The following is a 15,533-nucleotide window of genomic DNA, read 5'->3' on the forward strand; positions in this document are numbered from 1 at the left end:
CCATGCTTGGCGGCGCTTTTCAAGCGCTGCCAAGCCGGCCAATGCCAAATTGATCAATGAAAGTGGCGCATATGGACATCCCTCTCGGTCTTACCTTTGATGACGTGTTGCTGCGCCCTGCGGAAAGCAGCGTCTTGCCCAGCATGGCGGACACCAAAACCATGCTTACCAAAGAGATCGGTTTGAACATTCCGATCCTTTCATCGGCAATGGATACCGTGACAGAGGCAGACATGGCGATTGTCATGGCGCAGCTTGGCGGGATTGGCGTTTTGCACCGCAATCTGGAATTGCCCGAACAATGCGCCGCTGTTCGTGCGGTAAAGCGGTTTGAAAGCGGGATGGTGGTCAATCCGATCACGATCAATCCGGATGCGACTTTGGGCCAAGCGCAGGATTTGATGGACCAGCACAAGATCAGCGGCATTCCCGTAACCGATGCGGGCGGCAAGCTGCTTGGTATCCTGACGAACCGCGATGTGCGCTTTGCCGAAAACCCGGCTCAACCTGTGCGCGAATTGATGACGACCGAAAATTTGGCCACCGTGCCAATTGGTACGTCACAAGAGGATGCGCGCCGTTTGCTCCATGGCCGCCGCATTGAAAAATTGCTCGTGGTGGATGATGCGTACAAATGCATCGGCCTGATCACAGTCAAGGATATTGAAAAAGCGGTCAATTACCCCAACGCCACCAAAGACAGCGCAGGCCGTTTGCGCGTGGCCGCCGCGACCACTGTTGGCGATAAAGGGTTCGAACGCTCAGAAGCGTTGATCGACGCCGAAGTGGACGTCGTAATTATTGATACCGCGCACGGCCACAACAAAGACGTCTCGATTGCGGTTGAGCGGGTAAAGAAACTTTCCAGCAGCGTTCAGGTCATCGCGGGCAACGTCGCCACAGCAGAAGCAACGCGCGCGTTGATTGATGCAGGGGCGGATGCGGTCAAAGTCGGCATCGGGCCAGGCTCCATCTGCACCACCCGTGTGGTCGCCGGTGTGGGTGTTCCGCAGCTTACGGCGATCATGGACAGCGCAAACGAAGCTGCAAAATCAGGCGTTCCGGTGATTGCCGATGGCGGTCTTCGTACCAGCGGCGATGCAGCCAAGGCTTTGGCGGCAGGCGCAAGCTCCGTGATGGTTGGTTCCATGCTAGCCGGTACAGCGGAAAGCCCCGGCGAAGTGTTCCTTTATCAGGGACGCAGTTATAAAGCGTATCGCGGTATGGGCAGTGTCGGCGCGATGGCGCGCGGCAGCGCCGATCGGTATTTCCAACAGGATGTTTCCGCGATGAAGCTGGTCCCAGAAGGGATCGAGGGCCAAGTGCCGTTCAAAGGCCCGGCGGCCAATGTGATCCATCAACTTGTCGGCGGGGTGAAGGCTGCGATGGGGTACACCGGATCGGCCACGATTGCCGATCTGCGTGAGCGGGCGCAGTTTGTGCGCATCACCAATGCAGGCCTTTCCGAAAGCCATGTTCATGACGTCGCGATCACCCGCGAAGCCCCGAACTATCCGACGCGCTGATCGATGGAACTGATCATCCCCTTCATGCTGTTTCTGCTCGAAACTCCTCTCGATGATCCATCGCGCGCTGAACTGACCAGACATCCGTTTCTGTTCGCCGATGAAGAGCAGTGTCAGGCCGCTGTACAAAATTTCAAAACGAGGCCTCCGTTGGTCACGCCAGAGGAGCCCACCCAGATTAAATATTTTTGCCAAGCCGTTCCGCAGCCGCCCGAGTATGAGCGGCTGTTTTCCGAAATGGACGCCGCGCGGCGTGCTCGCATCGAAGCTGAAAGCGAGTGACCCCCGCGGCACGCGTACAGGCGGCGATTGAACTGCTCGACATGGTCATTGACGGAGCGCGCAATCAAGGCGCGCCCGCCGATCGTCTGATTGCAGCCTATTTCAAACAGCGCCGCTATGCCGGATCAAAAGACCGCAGGGCGGTGCGTGATCTTGTGTACCGCGCCATTCGGTATTGCGGTCCCATCCCGCGCACAGGGCGCGCAGCCATGCTGGCTTTGGCGCAGGCTGATGAAGAGATTGCGGCTTTGTTTGACGGATCAACACACGGTCCGCCAGCGATAGGCAAGAATGAAAAGCCCGCCATTGCGGGCACGGCGCCCGATTGGCTGGTGCGTGAATTGGATCAATCCGGCGTCTCCGGCGAAGTCGCGGCGGCCATGCTGGGCCGCGCGTCGCTCGATGTGCGGGTCAACACGCTTAAAGCGGATCGTGACGGGCTCGACCTGCCAGAGCCTGCGGAAAAGCTTGAGGCACCCAATGCCTTGCGTCTGGCCGCAGGCACCAATGTTGATCAGTGGGATGAATACCGCGACGGCAAAATCGAAGTTCAGGATCACGGTAGCCAAATGGCCTGCATCGCTGCGAATGCGCGAGGCGGCGAAACCGTCATTGATCTTTGCGCAGGAGCAGGGGGCAAAACCCTCTCTCTGGCCGCGGCCATGGGCAATATGGGCGAATTGATCGCGTGCGATACAGATCGCGGGCGGCTTTCCAAATTGACGCCGAGAGCAAACCGCGCGGGCGCCGGTATGATCCAGACGCGGCTGCTCGATCCGAAATCGGAACTCGAAGCGCTAGAAGACTATGCCGAAGCCGCCGATCTGGTGCTGGTCGATGCTCCATGTTCCGGGACGGGGACATGGCGGCGCAAACCAGAGGGCAAATGGCGGCTGACGGCCAAAACGCTCGATGCCTATGCGCGATTGCAAGATGAATTGCTGGAAATTGCAGCAAAACTGACAAAGCCGGGCGGACGGATCGCGTTTGTCACCTGTTCGCTGCTGGATAGCGAGGGCACGGACCGGATCGCTGCGTTCCTTGAACGCAATGAAGGTTTCAGCGCCGAGGCCCCCACCGTTCCGCTTGGCAATCCGCATGGCTTGGGTATCCGCCTTGATCCGCTGCGCCATGGTACGGATGGCTTTTTTGTCGCCATTGTCCGCCGTGCGTGATACCAATTCACGCTATGGCTAAGTCCGTGCCTTTCCGGCTTGCTGCACTCAAGGAGCCCTTTATGCGTTTTGCGCCCGCCGCTGCTGCTTTGTCTCTTGCTTTGGTGACCACCGCCAGCGTGGGGATCGCGCAGGATCAGGATCAAGCCAAACCGCGCGCTGCGGCTTTGATTATGCAGGGCAAGGCATTGTTGAATGCCGGCGATACGCAAGGCGCGATTGATGCGTATGAAGCCGCTTTGGCGATCGATCCGGGTTACACACCGATCCTGATCGAACTTGCTCAGGCCGCGCGTGCCGACGGTTTGCAAGGTAAGGCCATTCGATATTACCGCGAAGCGTTGACGCGCGATCCGGGAAATTTTGCAGCAATTTCGGGAGAGGGCGCCGCTTTGGTTGAAAAAGGCGCCATTGAAAAAGCCAGACGCAATCTTGCGCGTTTGGAAAGCCTGTGCGGATCAAACTGCCCTGAAACGCTCGCTCTGCAAACTTCTATCGCTGCCGGTCCGCCGGCGCGGTTTGCTGCCGATACGGCAGAGGATGCCCCTAGCAGCAATTGAAATTTTGAGTGATTTTCGATGTTGACGCTCCACCACCTTGAATATTCGCAAAGCTTCCGGGTTCTCTGGCTGCTCGAGGCGCTTGGCGCGCCTTACGAGCTGAAAAGTTATAACCGCCATCCCGAAACCAATCTTGCCCCTGATGATTACAAGGCGCTGTCGCCGCTTGGTACGGCTCCTGTGGTTACCGATGGCGATCTGGTTCTGGCGGAAAGCAACGCGATCATGGATTATATCCTAGACGCGTATCCGCAGAGCGATTTGCGTCCGGCAGCAGGCCACAAGGACCGGGCACGGCACCTGTTCTGGTTTCACGCCGCACAAGGATCTTTGATGTCTACGCAGGGCATCAATATGGTCCTGACCCTGCTTGAAACGCGCACACCATGGCCGATCAGCTGGCTGCTGAGAAAGATATTCGGTCAGGTCCGCACAATCTTCGTCAATCCGCGTCTTGATGCGCTCTTTGCGTTAATGGAGAAAGATCTTGGCAAGCAGCCGTTCTTTGGCGGCCAGAACCTGACCGCTGCCGACATCACTTTGGTTTATCCCATGTATGCCGCGCGCGATAAAGGGACATTTGACGCAGATTATCCCAATATCTCGGCGTGGTTTACCCGGATTGAGGCGTTGCCATCATTCATGGCTGCACGGGCACGCGACAACCGAGACCGGATCACCTTCCGTTTTTGATAAGCGGTTCAAATTCCATGACAAGCGTTTCGTAAACGGCGCGTTTGAACGGCACGATCAGCTCCGCCAATTCGTGCAGTTTGACCCACCGATAGGCGTGAAATTCGGCCGGATCGTGTGCGTTCAGATTGATGTCTGAATCGCTGCCCAGAAATTGCCCCAGATACCAATGCTGTATCTGACCGCGATATTTGCCTTTCCAGACATTCCCCAACAAATCAGGCGGAAGATCATATTTCAAAGGCTGCGGCGCAGGCGCAATCACTTCGACCAAATGCGCGCCGATCCCGGTTTCTTCTGCCAGCTCACGCAATGCGGCTGTTTTCGGGTCCTCTCCCGGATCGATACCGCCCTGGGGCATTTGCCAGAAACCGTGCGCTTTTTTGTTGATCCGTTCGCCGGTGAAGACATCTCCGGCAGCATTGACGAGCATAAATCCGGCGCAGGGGCGGTAGGACAGATCATCTGGGTTCAGTGCCATTTATTCGCCTCCGAGCATGGTTTTCATCGCGGCGATGATTCGTTTCAGATCGCCCTGCGTGCTGGGCACTGCCAGGCGCAGATTGGTGAAACTGTGGGTTAGACCGCGCATTTCGAGATACGTGACATCGCGCCCTGCATCCACCAGCGCCTTCGCATAATCGCGGCCTGAATCGCGGATCGGATCAAGACTGGCGGTGACGCAGACTGTCGGCGGCGCATCCGCATGATTGCCAAGGATGGGAAACCCGCGAGGATCGCTGCGATCAGCCTTATATGCGGCGTCAAAAAATTCGATCGCTGCTTTTGTCAGGACAAACCCATCGGCAAATTCTTCAAGGCTACCCGATCCAAGCGCATCGCTGGCGAGCGGGAACAGCGGCACTTGCAGCACAACAGGCGCATCGGCCGGGGATTGTGCAAGCAATTGGCCGACTGCGATCGTAGCAGTCCCGCCGGCGCTATCGCCGATGGTGATAATGCCGGTGGCTTCGCGGCCCAGATCAGCGGGATTGGACGAAATCCAGCGGGTTGCGGCTTCGCAATCGTCAATCGCGGCGGGAAAAGGGTGCTCTGGCGCGCGGCGATAATCGACAGCAACCAGCGGCAAATCCATGAGGGCAGCAATCTCTGTGCACAGCGCATGGTGCGTGGCGAGATCGCCGATCACAAATCCGCCGCCGTGGTAAAATGTAATGACCGGGCCTGCATCGCGGGTCTCGCGCGCATCATACAGCCTCAAAGGGATATTGCCCGCCGGACCGGGGCAGGCCAGATCGCGGATGACGGGCAATTCACGGGCAGGGCGATCAGCCATACCGTGCAGCGCGAGGTAGCTGCCGCGTGCTTCCTCCAGCGTCATATCCGCGATGCTGGGACCATCCATTGCCGCCAGCGCATCAAGAAACGCTTTCATATCAGGCCGGACGTAGGGCGTTTTGTCGGTCATTGCGGTTGGTCTCTCCATAATGTTTCGTATGCGATAGGCAGAGTTACCGGTGATTTCCACTCGCTTTGACGGCGCGCGGCGATTAGTTGGCGTCCATGGACAATCTCACACATAGCCTGGTCGGCGCGGTATTGGGCCAGGCGGGTCTTAAGAAAAAGACGGGTCTGGCAATGCCCGCGCTGATTATCGGCGCAAACCTGCCAGATGTTGATGCGGCGTGCTTTTTTTGGCTGGAGGGGACCGAGCATCTGGGCTTCCGGCGCGGGATTACGCATGGTCCGCCCGCTTTGGTGATCCTCCCGCTGATCCTTGCAGCGTTGCTGTGGGCGTTTGATCGGTGGCAGGAGAAGCGCGGGAAACGGCCCGAGGGGCGTCGTCCGGTGCATTTTGGGTGGCTTTACGGATTGAGCTTTATCGGAGCCCTGTCGCACCCGCTGTTCGATTGGCTGAATGTCTACGGCATCCGTTTTTTCGAGCCGTTTTCTAGCGCGTGGTTCTACGGCGATACGCTGTTCATTATCGACGTGTGGTTGTGGGCGATACTTATCGTCAGCGTCTGGTGGTCGCTTCGCAGTGAAAAGAAGGGCGGCAATTGGACGCGGCCAGGGTGGATCGGGATTGCCGCCGGGCTCGCGTATATCGGAATGAATTGGGCGATTACCGGCGCTGCGGTCAGCGATTACCGTGCTGGGGTGGGCAGTTCATCACAAGTGATCGCGAGCCCGATGCCTTTCTACTTCTGGCAACGCGAAGGATTTGTAGGTGCAGACGACCGCTGGGCACAACTCTTTCAGCTTTATCCTGAGGATGGCCATCTGCACGCAAAGCCGCTGGCCGACGTCGAATGCAAATTGCCCGACCTTGCCGAGGAGCGTATCGCGAACTCACAGCTCGATGCCTTCCTGTTCTGGTCCCGCGCACCTTTCGCCGAGCGCGCGGCTGATGGCTCCGTCATCCTTCGCGACGCACGCTTTTACGATCCTCGCGCCCGCGATAACTTCTCTATCGCGCTGCCCGATGTTGAATGTGAGGAACTCCCCGCCGAGTAACGCGCTTCCTCATACATGAGTGAAACACAAATCGTCTGGCTGCGGCGCGATCTGCGCATGGCCGATAATCCTGCCTTGTTTGCAGCCGCCACTACGGGGCCAGTCGTCTGCGTTTACATCCTCGATGATGAGGCCGCCGGGCATCATGCCTATGGCGGCGCATCGCGCTGGTGGTTGCACCATTCGTTGGAGAGCCTTTCCAAAAGCCTCGGCGCACGCAACGCCAAGCTGATCCTGCGGCGCGGCGATGCGGTGGAGGAATTGTGCAAGATTGCCAACGAAACCGGCGCGGCTACAATTCACGCCAACCGCCATTACGAACCGTGGTGGCGCAAGGCGCAGGGTAAGCTGGGCGAGGAACTCGACCTGCAACTCTACGACGGCATCTACCTTTATCCCGCCGGGCATGTGACGACCGGCTCCGGCGATCCGTACAAAATATATACGCCGTTTTATAAAGCGATGCGGCAGCAATTTCCCTCGCGCGATACGGTGCCTTCACCCGAGACATTGTCCTCCCCCGGTAGCTGGCCCGCCAGCGATGATCTGGCGGATTGGAAGCTGCTACCGACGCGGCCCGATTGGTCCGGGGGTCTCGCGGCTTTCTGGAATGTGGGCGAAGACGCCGCGCATCGTCGTCTGACAGAATGGGAAGACGATGTTTCCGATTACGAAGACCAGCGCAACCTGCCCAGCGTCGATGGATCATCGCGCCTTTCACCGCATCTGCATTTCGGCGAGGTTTCTCCAGTCCAGATATGGCACGCGCTCAAACACAAACGCTCCGATGGCTGGCAAAGCTATGAAAGCGAGCTGGTCTGGCGTGATTATGCCGCGAATGTCATTTGCCAGTTCCCTGCCTATGCGCGCGAAAATTACCGCGAGGATTATGACCAGCTGCAATGGCGCGATCCGGACGCGGATGAAAAAGCCGCCCGCGATCTTAAGAAATGGCAGCAGGGTAAAACCGGCTACCCCATAGTCGATGCAGGGATGCGCCAACTTTATCAGACAGGTTGGATGCACAACCGCGTGCGCATGATTACGGCCAGCTTCCTGATCAAACATCTGTTGATCGATTGGCGTAAAGGCGAGGAATGGTTCTGGGATTGCCTTTGCGATGCCGATTACGGATCTAACTCGGTCAATTGGCAATGGAATGCGGGCACCGGCGTTGATTCCAACATGTTTGTGCGCATCATGGCGCCGCTGACCCAGTCGGAGAAATTCGATGCTGCGGCCTATATTCGCGAATATGTGCCCGAACTTGCCGGCCTTGATGCCCCCTACATTCACGATCCCGAAGAGCATGGCTGTCTGCCGAAATCATACCCGCCCAAGATGATTGCACATAAAGCGGGGCGTGAACGCGCAATGGCGGCGTATAAAGCGATGAAAGACGGATAAACTAGCGTGTAACCATCTTGCCCGCAGGGCTGCCTCGCGATTAAAGACATCGCATGAGAGCGCAGGAGATGAGAGGCGAGCAATTGCTCAGCGGCGGCGAACGCTTTGCGCCGCGTCCCAACCTTTTCTCGCGCCTGTTCGCTCCCGGTTTCAAAACCATGCTCGACCGCGTTGACAAAGGGTTTGAACGCGGTTCGATCACCGCAACGCTTCCCGATGGCACAGTGCGGGTTCTTGGCGGACGCGCTCCGGGCTTTGACGTTAAGGTTGACCTTAAAGACTGGCGCGCGCTGCTTCGTCTGGCGACCAGCGGGTCGGTCGGTTGGTATCAGGCGTATGAAGCGGGCGAATGGGAAGCAGACAATCACGCACATCTGTTTGCGTTGATGTCTGACAATGCCCGCGCGCTGGGCGATACGGCGCGCAGTGCCGGTTTATCCAAATGGATCGCGCGCGCGGCGCATTATTTCAACCGCAATGACCGGGCCGGATCGGTGCGCAATATCTCTGCACATTACGATCTGGGCAATGATTTCTACCGTGCGTGGCTTGATGATACGTTGACCTATTCCAGCGCGCTTGAATACGGCGAGGACGGGTTGAAAGCAGCGCAGCTGCGCAAGCTGGATGGCATTGCCGGGCGTCTGGGAGATGCCGGATCCGTGCTGGAAATCGGTTGCGGATGGGGCGCACTGGCAGAGCGTATTGCACTGTCCGGCGCGAGCGTGACAGCCATCAGCCTTTCGGATGAACAACTGGCCTATGCGCGCCAACACCGTCCAGCAGAGATAGCATTCGAAAAATGCGATTACCGTGATGTATCGGGCCAGTTTGATGCCATCGCCAGCGTGGAAATGGTCGAAGCCTTGGGCCGCGAATATTGGCCGACTTTCCTTGATTGCGTCGCATCCAATCTTCGGCCCGGCGGGCGCGCGGCGATCCAGTATATCTCGATGGCTGATGACCTGTTCGAGGTTTACGCCAACAGCGCCGATTTCATTCAAGCCTATGTCTTTCCCGGCGGCATGTTGATCAAATCATCCGAATTCCGGGAGCTTGCCGCGGCAAGAGGCCTTGAGTGGCGCGATCAAGTCGATTTCGGGCAAGATTACGCCGCAACGCTGCGCAAATGGCGCGAACAATTCGATGTGGCTGCGACCGAAGGCCGTTTGCCCGATGGCTTCGATGAACGCTTTGTCCGGCTCTGGCGGTATTACCTGTCTTATTGCGAAGGCGGGTTTCTCGCCGGAAATATTGATGTGCATCAGGTGACGCTGGTTAAAACCTGAGCTATCAACAGCGCAGAGGGAGACGAGATTATGTCCATTCGCGCCGCCGGCCTTGCCGGAATTATTGCCATCGCGCTCGCCGGCTGTGATGCCGGTTATGGCACCGGGTCCGGCCTGAAAAGCGCATCTGCGAGCACGCCGTCCGCAGTGGAGATGGTTACACCGCCAGCGCGCGATCAATCCGAACTTCAGGTTCTTTTCTGGAACGATGAACAAAGATCAGCGCGCTTTCGGGATATGGAAAACTGGTTTGCGGGCCATGAAGTACCCGCCGCGTCCACCACGCGCGAATTGCCGGCGGGTTCGCCGCTGAGCCCTGAAATTCAGGCCGATATCCGTAAATTGATGGCCGACACCAATGCATCGGGCGTCATGGTGTTGCAGGATGGCAAAGTCCGCTTTGAAGATTACGGGCTTGGCCTGGGTTCGGAAGATCGCTGGACCAGTTTTTCCGTCGCGAAGAGCTTTACATCGACGCTGCTGGGTGCCGCTGTAAAAGATGGTTCGATTGACAGTCTTGATGATCCTGTCACGCGGTACATCCCCAATCTGGCCGGTTCCGCCTATGACGGTGTGACAGTGCGGCAGATTGCCACGATGACCAGCGGCGTCGCATGGAACGAAGATTACACCGATCCTGACAGCGATGTGGCCGCGATGAACCGCTATGTCGTTGAATTTGGCAAGGATGCGATTGTCGCGCAGATGAAGACGCTCAAACGCGAAGCACCCGCCGGCGAAAAATGGGTCTATAAAACCGGTGAGACGAACTTGATCGGTCTGCTGATCGAAAACGCCGTGGGCATGCCGCTGGCTGAATACGCACGAAACAAGATTGTCGAACCTGCCGGATTCGAAGGCGGATTGTTCTGGATGGTTGATCCGCGCGGAGGAAATATCGGTGGGTGCTGCCTGTCCATCCGGCTTTCAGATTATGCCCGAATGGGCCAGTTTGCGCTTGAGGGCGGGGCAGGGACCGTGCCCGATGACTGGTTCAGCGAAGCGGGCGATTCTCAGGTCGATTTTGGCGATACCGGGTTTGGTTACGGCTATCAGTGGTGGACCTATCCCGAGGGCAATTACGGGGCTCAGGGAATTTTCGGGCAGGCGATAACGCTCGTCCCTGAAAAACAGATTGTGTTTGCCATTATCAGCAACTGGAAGACGGCGACGTCCAATGACCACCGCGCTCAGGCACGCGCGGTGGTGGCAAAAATTGCCGCTGCGGATTGATCCGGCGTCAGATCGCCGTGCGGTATATGCCGGTGTTGCTGTAACGTTGCAGGATATTGTCGTGCACGATTGGGCTTAGCAGGTCCGTGAATGCGCAGCCGACGATGCAATTGTCCCACCACACGACTTCGGATTGAAGCGATTCAAGTCCGGGCAGCGTGAGCCAGCAGACCTGCCCTTCGTGCATGCGATTGATCGATGCAGCCGAAAAGCCGGAAATGGAAAGGTCATGCACCACGCTTTGAAAAGCGCGGCCACCCGATGCCCGTACTGTAGCGGGAATGGTGAGTTTTGTGCGGGGCGCGCAGCGATCTTCCTGCGCGGCAACTCGGTACGTGTTGTATTCGCTCGGCATAGCCTGTGGAACCCTATTCAAACAGCGTTTGGTCTCTTCGCCCTTTGGTTTTGTCGTTGGTCACGCACAGGTTTCGGCCCTTCAGCCTTTCGACTGAGTTGCGATGTAGAGTTAATTTTGGAGCAACCGAAAATATATTGTGTCTTGCGCCGCCAGCGCGGCACGGGGGTTAGCCGTCGACGCGTTCACGGTGCCCGGTTGTGAAGTCTTCCTGCACCAGCGCAACGATGCGCTCTGCCACGGCTTCGGGGGGTTTGACCGTCTCGGGATTTTCGCCCGGATATGCGCGCGCGCGCATCTCTGTGCGCGTTGCGCCCGGATCGACGATTGCGACGCGCAGCGGGCTGATCTTTTCGCTTTCCACGGCATAGGTTTCGAGCAAATTGTCAAACGCGGCTTTGGTTGAGCCATAGGCCCCCCAAAAAGCGCGCGGGTCCGCGCCAACGGAGCTGGTGAGGCCAATCACACGGCCATTTTTCGCTCTGCGGACAAGCGGGTCAAATGCTGCAAGCATGGCCTGATTGGCGACAACATTGATCATCATCGCCTGATTGAACTGCTTGGGATCAATCTGGGATATCGGTGTCAACTCCGGTAGATAAGCTGCTGAAAGACATAGGATATCCAAAGTGTCCCACCGGCTAGCAATTGCCCCTGCAAGGCGGCTGATTGCGTCTTGTTCGGTCAGATCGACCGGCGCGATCGTTGATGTTCCGCCAATCTCGTGAATCTTGTCTTCGATCAGCTCCAGCGCCTTAACCTTCCGCGCGACAAGGATCACATGCGCCCCAGCCTCCGCCAAAGCGATGGCAGTCGCGGCGCCAATGCCGCGGCTCGCGCCGGTGACTAGGGCGGTTTGCCCATCGAGCGGTTTTGTATTGGTCATGGTTTTAAGCAGCCTTGGGGTCGGCAAAGGGCAATTCGGCGGATTTCGTATCCGTCTGATTGAAATCGGTTAGCGGGGTCGGATATTCGCCGGTAAAGCAGGCATCGCAGAATTGCGGGCAGGCTTTATCACGACCTGTCGATCCTACTGCGCGGTAAAGTCCGTCGATGGAAATAAACGCGAGGCTGTCTGCCCTGATAAATTCGCGCATCGGTTCGATGTCCATCCGTGCGGCGAGCAGTTTGGAACGTTCCGGCGTGTCAACGCCGTAGAAACAGCTATGCGCGGTGGGCGGGCTGGCGACCCGGAAATGGACTTCTTTTGCGCCCGCTTCACGCATCATCTCGACGATTTTCATACTGGTCGTGCCGCGCACGATGGAATCGTCGATGAGGACAATTTTCTTACCCGCAACTAGCCCGCGATTGGCGTTATGTTTGCGTTTTACGCCCGAATGACGCGCGCTGTCCGATGGTTGAATGAATGTCCGGCCAACATAATGCGAACGGATAATCCCGAGTTCGAAAGGGACACCTGATTGCTGGGCATAGCCGATGGCTGCGGGCACGCCGCTGTCTGGTACGGGCACCACAAGATCGACGTCGCACGGCGCCTCTGTTGCCAATTCGGCACCGATCGCTTTGCGCGCTTCATACACGCTGCGTCCGGCAAAAATGCTGTCGGGCCGGCTGAAATAGACATGTTCAAAGATGCATGGGCGCGATGGCTGATTGCCGAACGGGCGCAGGCTTTTGATTTCGCCTTTGAAATCCACCTGCAACATCTCGCCCGGTTCGACCTCGCGGATCAATTCCGCGCCGATTACGTCAAACGCGACGCTTTCGCTGGCAAAAACAACAGCATCGCCCATGCGGCCCATCACAAGCGGACGAATACCCAATGGATCGCGGCAGGCGATCATGCCGACCGGCGTGGTCACGATCAACGCATAGGCGCCTTCGACCAGTCGCAGCGCATCAATCAGGCGGTCTGCGATGGTGGGATACCGGCTAGTGGCAACCAGATGGATGATAACTTCGGTATCAGAGGTCGATTGGAAGATTGACCCTTTGGTTACGAGATCTCCGCGCAACGCCTGAGCGTTGGAGAAATTGCCATTATGCGCCACGGCAAAGCCGCCGCTGGCGAGTTCTGCATAAAGCGGTTGGACATTGCGCAAGCCTGCGCCGCCAGTGGTGGAATACCGCACATGACCCGAAGCCATATTTCCCGGCAATTCTGCAATCGCTTCAGGCGATGAGAAATTTTCCGCCACGTGCCCGAGGCCGCGGCGCGAGAAGAATTCTTTCCCGTCATAGCTGGTGATGCCGACAGCTTCCTGTCCGCGATGTTGAAGCGCATGGAGACCCAATGCGGTTACGGCGGCGGCATCAGCGGCGTTGATCACGCCGAATACGCCGCATTCCTCGCGCAGTTTATCGCCATCATCATCCCGAAAGGGGTGGGTAAGATTTTGAGGTGAAATTGCCATCGCCAGATCCGTCCGCTGCGCTGCTCCGTCGGGTGCAGGCTCAATGGCCATGTTACCGATCAATTACAAGCCACACGCGCGCTCTAATGCCCTCATTTTTGCCAAGGGTGACCGTGAGGCGACGCGATCGGGGTGGTTGTTACTCACAATCGTGTGTGTTCTGTGGATTGTGCCGCGGCAAGCCTCCGCCTACAGCCTGCGTTCAGCAGCAACCAGTCAGCAGCCCAATCCATGCTTACCCCTTTCGAACGAATGATCGCCAAGAGGTACCTCTGGCCCGGTAAGGGGGAGGCCTTCATTGCGCTTGTCGCCGGGATATCGGTGGGCGTTGTCATGCTGTCTGTCGCCATGCTCGTGCTGGTGATGAGTGTCATGGGCGGCTTTCGCAGCGAAATGCTTGATAAATTTGCCGGATTGAACGGGCATGCCGTGGTGCAAGCCTATGGCGGAAAGCTCGACAATTGGGAAAGCACGCTGGAGCAGGTTCTGGCGACCGAAGGCGTCGTAACGGCGTCACCATTGATAGAACAGCCTTTGCTCGCCAGCCTGAATGGCCGCGCCGTTGCAATTTTTGTGCGCGGAAACACAGCTGAAGATATTGCCGATTTGGGGGATAAAGTTCTGCTCGGCGATATTGCCAGCATTCAACCCGATTCCGGCAAGGTCGCGATCGGCTCGCGGCTCGCCTCCAACATCGGCGCGCGCGTGGGCGACACGATTACGATCATCAATCCGCAAGGGCGCACCACACCATTCGGCACATCAATCCGGCAGGTGGGCTATGAAGTCGGGGCGATTTTCGAGATCGGTCTGTACGATTTTGACGAAACATTCGTGATCATGCCCATGCAAGACGCGCAGACGCTTTTATTAATGGGTGACAGTGTCGGATTGATTGAGATCACGGTGACAGATCCCGATAATGTCGGTGAAATCCTGAAACCTGTCGAAGATGCTCTGGTTGGCCGCGCGGTTATCGCAGATTGGAAACAGATCAATTCAACCTTGTTCGAAGCCCTGGAAGTCGAACGCGTGGCGATGTTCTTTGTGCTTAGCTTCATGGTGTTGGTCGCGTCTTTTAATATCCTTTCGAGCCTTGTGATGCTGGTGCGCGCGAAAACACGCGACATTGCGATCATGCGCACAATGGGCGCGACCCGGCGCAGTTTGCTCAAGATTTTCGTCACCACCGGTACAACCATTGGTACGCTGGGTACGCTGACCGGATTGGTTCTCGGCTTTCTGTTGCTGTATTTCCGCAATCCGATTGTCGATGGTGTGGCGTTTTTGACCGGAGTTGAAATCTGGGACCCAAGCGTGCGCTTCCTCACGTCGCTGCCAGTGCGTGTTGATCCGTGGGAAATCATTGGCATCACCGCGCTCGGCATAGTGCTCAGCTTCCTCGCGACGCTGTATCCGGCGCTTAAAGCATCCAACACCGATCCTGTTCAGGTGCTGCGTTATGAATAAGCCGATCGTCTCTTTGCGCGGTTTAAAGCGCAGTTTCGAGCAGGGCGGGCAGCGCATTGATGTGCTGCGCGGGGTGGATCTGGATATTCAACCGGGCGAGATTGTTGCGCTGCTTGGTCCATCAGGCTCGGGCAAATCGACCATGCTTCAGGCCGTGGGATTGCTAGAAGGTGGGTTCGAAGGTTCCATCGCGATTGCAGGAGAGCGCGCCGAAAAGCTGCCGCCTGACGGGCGTACGCGGCTGCGGCGAGAGCATCTCGGATTTGTGTATCAGTTTCACCATTTGCTGCCTGATTTCGACGCGACCGAAAATGTTGTAATGCCGCAAATGATCGCCGGGACCGACCGCGAAACCGCGCTGGAGCGCGCGCAAAGCCTGCTGACCAGCCTGGGCCTTGGCCACCGGCTAACCCACCGGCCAAGCCAGCTTTCCGGCGGCGAGCAGCAGCGCGTGGCCGTGGCGCGCGCGCTTGCCAATCAACCGACTTTGGTGCTGGCTGATGAACCGACCGGCAATCTGGATGAAACGACATCGGACACGGTGCTCGGCCAGTTTCTGGAACTGGTGCGCGGTGAAGGCAGCGCTGCTTTGGTCGCTACGCATAATGAACGACTGGCCAGCCGGATGGACCGGGTTGTCCGCCTGCATGACGGGATTTTGGCCTGACCTTGCTCGCTGGACCAGCA

At 57.6% G+C, this 15,533-nt stretch carries 16 protein-coding genes; 11 read left to right on the plus strand and 5 right to left on the minus strand.

What is annotated here, in order from left to right; genetic code table 11:
• Positions 1–71 precede the first annotated feature (71 nt).
• From guaB to FGU71_RS11805, 5 genes are all read left to right on the plus strand, one after another.
• A complete protein-coding gene (gene guaB, locus FGU71_RS11785; protein WP_142788746.1) occupies positions 72–1,526 on the plus strand; it encodes an IMP dehydrogenase in 1,455 nt (484 codons plus the stop codon).
• 3 nt (positions 1,527–1,529) lie between these two features.
• Complete coding sequence (locus FGU71_RS11790) at positions 1,530–1,808, plus strand: hypothetical protein (RefSeq protein ID WP_142788747.1); 279 nt, start codon at positions 1,530–1,532, stop codon at positions 1,806–1,808.
• The gene (locus FGU71_RS11795; RefSeq protein WP_142788748.1) at positions 1,805–2,983 is read left to right on the plus strand and encodes an RsmB/NOP family class I SAM-dependent RNA methyltransferase; all 1,179 of its coding nucleotides are present in this window, start codon (positions 1,805–1,807) and stop codon (positions 2,981–2,983) included. The genes FGU71_RS11790 and FGU71_RS11795 overlap by 4 nt, the downstream gene beginning before the upstream one ends.
• A gap of 62 nt (positions 2,984–3,045) precedes the next feature.
• On the plus strand, positions 3,046–3,543 hold the full coding sequence (locus FGU71_RS11800) for a tetratricopeptide repeat protein (protein ID WP_234035736.1): 498 nt from the start codon (positions 3,046–3,048) through the stop codon (positions 3,541–3,543).
• Between the two features lie 18 nt (positions 3,544–3,561).
• Entirely contained in the window at positions 3,562–4,236 is a 675-nt protein-coding gene (locus FGU71_RS11805; RefSeq protein ID WP_142788750.1) for a glutathione S-transferase family protein, read from the plus strand.
• On the opposite strand, the gene FGU71_RS11810 is transcribed toward FGU71_RS11805, so the two are convergent.
• Both FGU71_RS11810 and FGU71_RS11815 read right to left on the minus strand, forming a co-directional pair.
• Positions 4,220–4,717: an RNA pyrophosphohydrolase gene (locus FGU71_RS11810; protein ID WP_142788751.1), complete on the minus strand. Its 498-nt coding sequence runs from the start codon at positions 4,715–4,717 to the stop codon at positions 4,220–4,222. The two genes, FGU71_RS11805 and FGU71_RS11810, sit on opposite strands and share 17 nt — an antisense overlap.
• The gene (locus FGU71_RS11815; RefSeq protein WP_142788752.1) at positions 4,718–5,665 is read right to left on the minus strand and encodes an alpha/beta hydrolase; all 948 of its coding nucleotides are present in this window, start codon (positions 5,663–5,665) and stop codon (positions 4,718–4,720) included.
• A 95-nt stretch (positions 5,666–5,760) separates the two neighbouring features.
• On the opposite strand from FGU71_RS11815, the gene FGU71_RS11820 reads away from it, so the two are divergent.
• The 4 genes from FGU71_RS11820 to FGU71_RS11835 are packed head-to-tail and all read left to right on the plus strand — an operon-like array spanning position 5,761 to position 10,643.
• Positions 5,761–6,714 (plus strand): metal-dependent hydrolase, encoded by a 954-nt coding sequence (locus FGU71_RS11820; RefSeq protein ID WP_142788753.1) that lies wholly within the window; start codon positions 5,761–5,763, stop codon positions 6,712–6,714.
• 15 nt (positions 6,715–6,729) lie between these two features.
• Positions 6,730–8,121, plus strand: a complete 1,392-nt coding sequence (locus FGU71_RS11825; RefSeq protein ID WP_142788754.1) for a cryptochrome/photolyase family protein — start codon at positions 6,730–6,732, stop codon at positions 8,119–8,121.
• Between the two features lie 53 nt (positions 8,122–8,174).
• Positions 8,175–9,410, plus strand: a complete 1,236-nt coding sequence (locus FGU71_RS11830; protein ID WP_142788755.1) for an SAM-dependent methyltransferase — start codon at positions 8,175–8,177, stop codon at positions 9,408–9,410.
• A 30-nt stretch (positions 9,411–9,440) separates the two neighbouring features.
• On the plus strand, positions 9,441–10,643 hold the full coding sequence (locus FGU71_RS11835) for a serine hydrolase domain-containing protein (RefSeq protein ID WP_142788756.1): 1,203 nt from the start codon (positions 9,441–9,443) through the stop codon (positions 10,641–10,643).
• A gap of 7 nt (positions 10,644–10,650) precedes the next feature.
• On the opposite strand, the gene FGU71_RS11840 is transcribed toward FGU71_RS11835, so the two are convergent.
• The 3 genes from FGU71_RS11840 to purF form a co-directional block, all read right to left on the minus strand.
• On the minus strand, positions 10,651–10,998 hold the full coding sequence (locus tag FGU71_RS11840; RefSeq protein ID WP_142788757.1) for a PilZ domain-containing protein: 348 nt from the start codon (positions 10,996–10,998) through the stop codon (positions 10,651–10,653).
• A 169-nt stretch (positions 10,999–11,167) separates the two neighbouring features.
• Positions 11,168–11,884, minus strand: a complete 717-nt coding sequence (locus FGU71_RS11845; protein WP_142788758.1) for an SDR family NAD(P)-dependent oxidoreductase — start codon at positions 11,882–11,884, stop codon at positions 11,168–11,170.
• Between the two features lie 4 nt (positions 11,885–11,888).
• Positions 11,889–13,376, minus strand: coding sequence for an amidophosphoribosyltransferase (gene purF, locus FGU71_RS11850; RefSeq protein ID WP_142789122.1), 1,488 nt, complete (start codon positions 13,374–13,376; stop codon positions 11,889–11,891).
• A 231-nt stretch (positions 13,377–13,607) separates the two neighbouring features.
• On the opposite strand from purF, the gene FGU71_RS11855 reads away from it, so the two are divergent.
• Together FGU71_RS11855 and FGU71_RS11860 are read left to right on the plus strand one after the other, a co-directional pair.
• The gene (locus tag FGU71_RS11855) at positions 13,608–14,846 is read left to right on the plus strand and encodes a lipoprotein-releasing ABC transporter permease subunit (RefSeq protein WP_142788759.1); all 1,239 of its coding nucleotides are present in this window, start codon (positions 13,608–13,610) and stop codon (positions 14,844–14,846) included.
• Positions 14,839–15,513: an ABC transporter ATP-binding protein gene (locus FGU71_RS11860; protein ID WP_142788760.1), complete on the plus strand. Its 675-nt coding sequence runs from the start codon at positions 14,839–14,841 to the stop codon at positions 15,511–15,513. The genes FGU71_RS11855 and FGU71_RS11860 overlap by 8 nt, the downstream gene beginning before the upstream one ends.
• The last annotated feature ends 20 nt before the right edge of the window (positions 15,514–15,533 follow it).

Source organism: Erythrobacter insulae (assembly GCF_007004095.1).
GTDB lineage: Bacteria > Pseudomonadota > Alphaproteobacteria > Sphingomonadales > Sphingomonadaceae > Erythrobacter > Erythrobacter insulae.

What these genes read in the sequence shown, in the direction of transcription:
- FGU71_RS11800 (WP_234035736.1), top strand. Translation starts at nt 3,046, where the DNA reads ATGCGTTTTGCGCCCGCCGCTGCTGCTTTGTCTCTTGCTTTGGTGACC.
- FGU71_RS11860 (WP_142788760.1), top strand. Translation starts at nt 14,839, where the DNA reads ATGAATAAGCCGATCGTCTCTTTGCGCGGTTTAAAGCGCAGTTTCGAG.
- purF (WP_142789122.1), bottom strand. Translation starts at nt 13,376, where the DNA reads ATGGCAATTTCACCTCAAAATCTTACCCACCCCTTTCGGGATGATGAT.
- FGU71_RS11815 (WP_142788752.1), bottom strand. Translation starts at nt 5,665, where the DNA reads ATGACCGACAAAACGCCCTACGTCCGGCCTGATATGAAAGCGTTTCTT.
- FGU71_RS11835 (WP_142788756.1), top strand. Translation starts at nt 9,441, where the DNA reads ATGTCCATTCGCGCCGCCGGCCTTGCCGGAATTATTGCCATCGCGCTC.
- guaB (WP_142788746.1), top strand. Translation starts at nt 72, where the DNA reads ATGGACATCCCTCTCGGTCTTACCTTTGATGACGTGTTGCTGCGCCCT.
- FGU71_RS11820 (WP_142788753.1), top strand. Translation starts at nt 5,761, where the DNA reads ATGGACAATCTCACACATAGCCTGGTCGGCGCGGTATTGGGCCAGGCG.
- FGU71_RS11810 (WP_142788751.1), bottom strand. Translation starts at nt 4,717, where the DNA reads ATGGCACTGAACCCAGATGATCTGTCCTACCGCCCCTGCGCCGGATTT.
- FGU71_RS11830 (WP_142788755.1), top strand. Translation starts at nt 8,175, where the DNA reads ATGAGAGCGCAGGAGATGAGAGGCGAGCAATTGCTCAGCGGCGGCGAA.
- FGU71_RS11845 (WP_142788758.1), bottom strand. Translation starts at nt 11,884, where the DNA reads ATGACCAATACAAAACCGCTCGATGGGCAAACCGCCCTAGTCACCGGC.
- FGU71_RS11825 (WP_142788754.1), top strand. Translation starts at nt 6,730, where the DNA reads ATGAGTGAAACACAAATCGTCTGGCTGCGGCGCGATCTGCGCATGGCC.
- FGU71_RS11805 (WP_142788750.1), top strand. Translation starts at nt 3,562, where the DNA reads ATGTTGACGCTCCACCACCTTGAATATTCGCAAAGCTTCCGGGTTCTC.
- FGU71_RS11840 (WP_142788757.1), bottom strand. Translation starts at nt 10,998, where the DNA reads ATGCCGAGCGAATACAACACGTACCGAGTTGCCGCGCAGGAAGATCGC.
- FGU71_RS11790 (WP_142788747.1), top strand. Translation starts at nt 1,530, where the DNA reads ATGGAACTGATCATCCCCTTCATGCTGTTTCTGCTCGAAACTCCTCTC.
- FGU71_RS11855 (WP_142788759.1), top strand. Translation starts at nt 13,608, where the DNA reads ATGCTTACCCCTTTCGAACGAATGATCGCCAAGAGGTACCTCTGGCCC.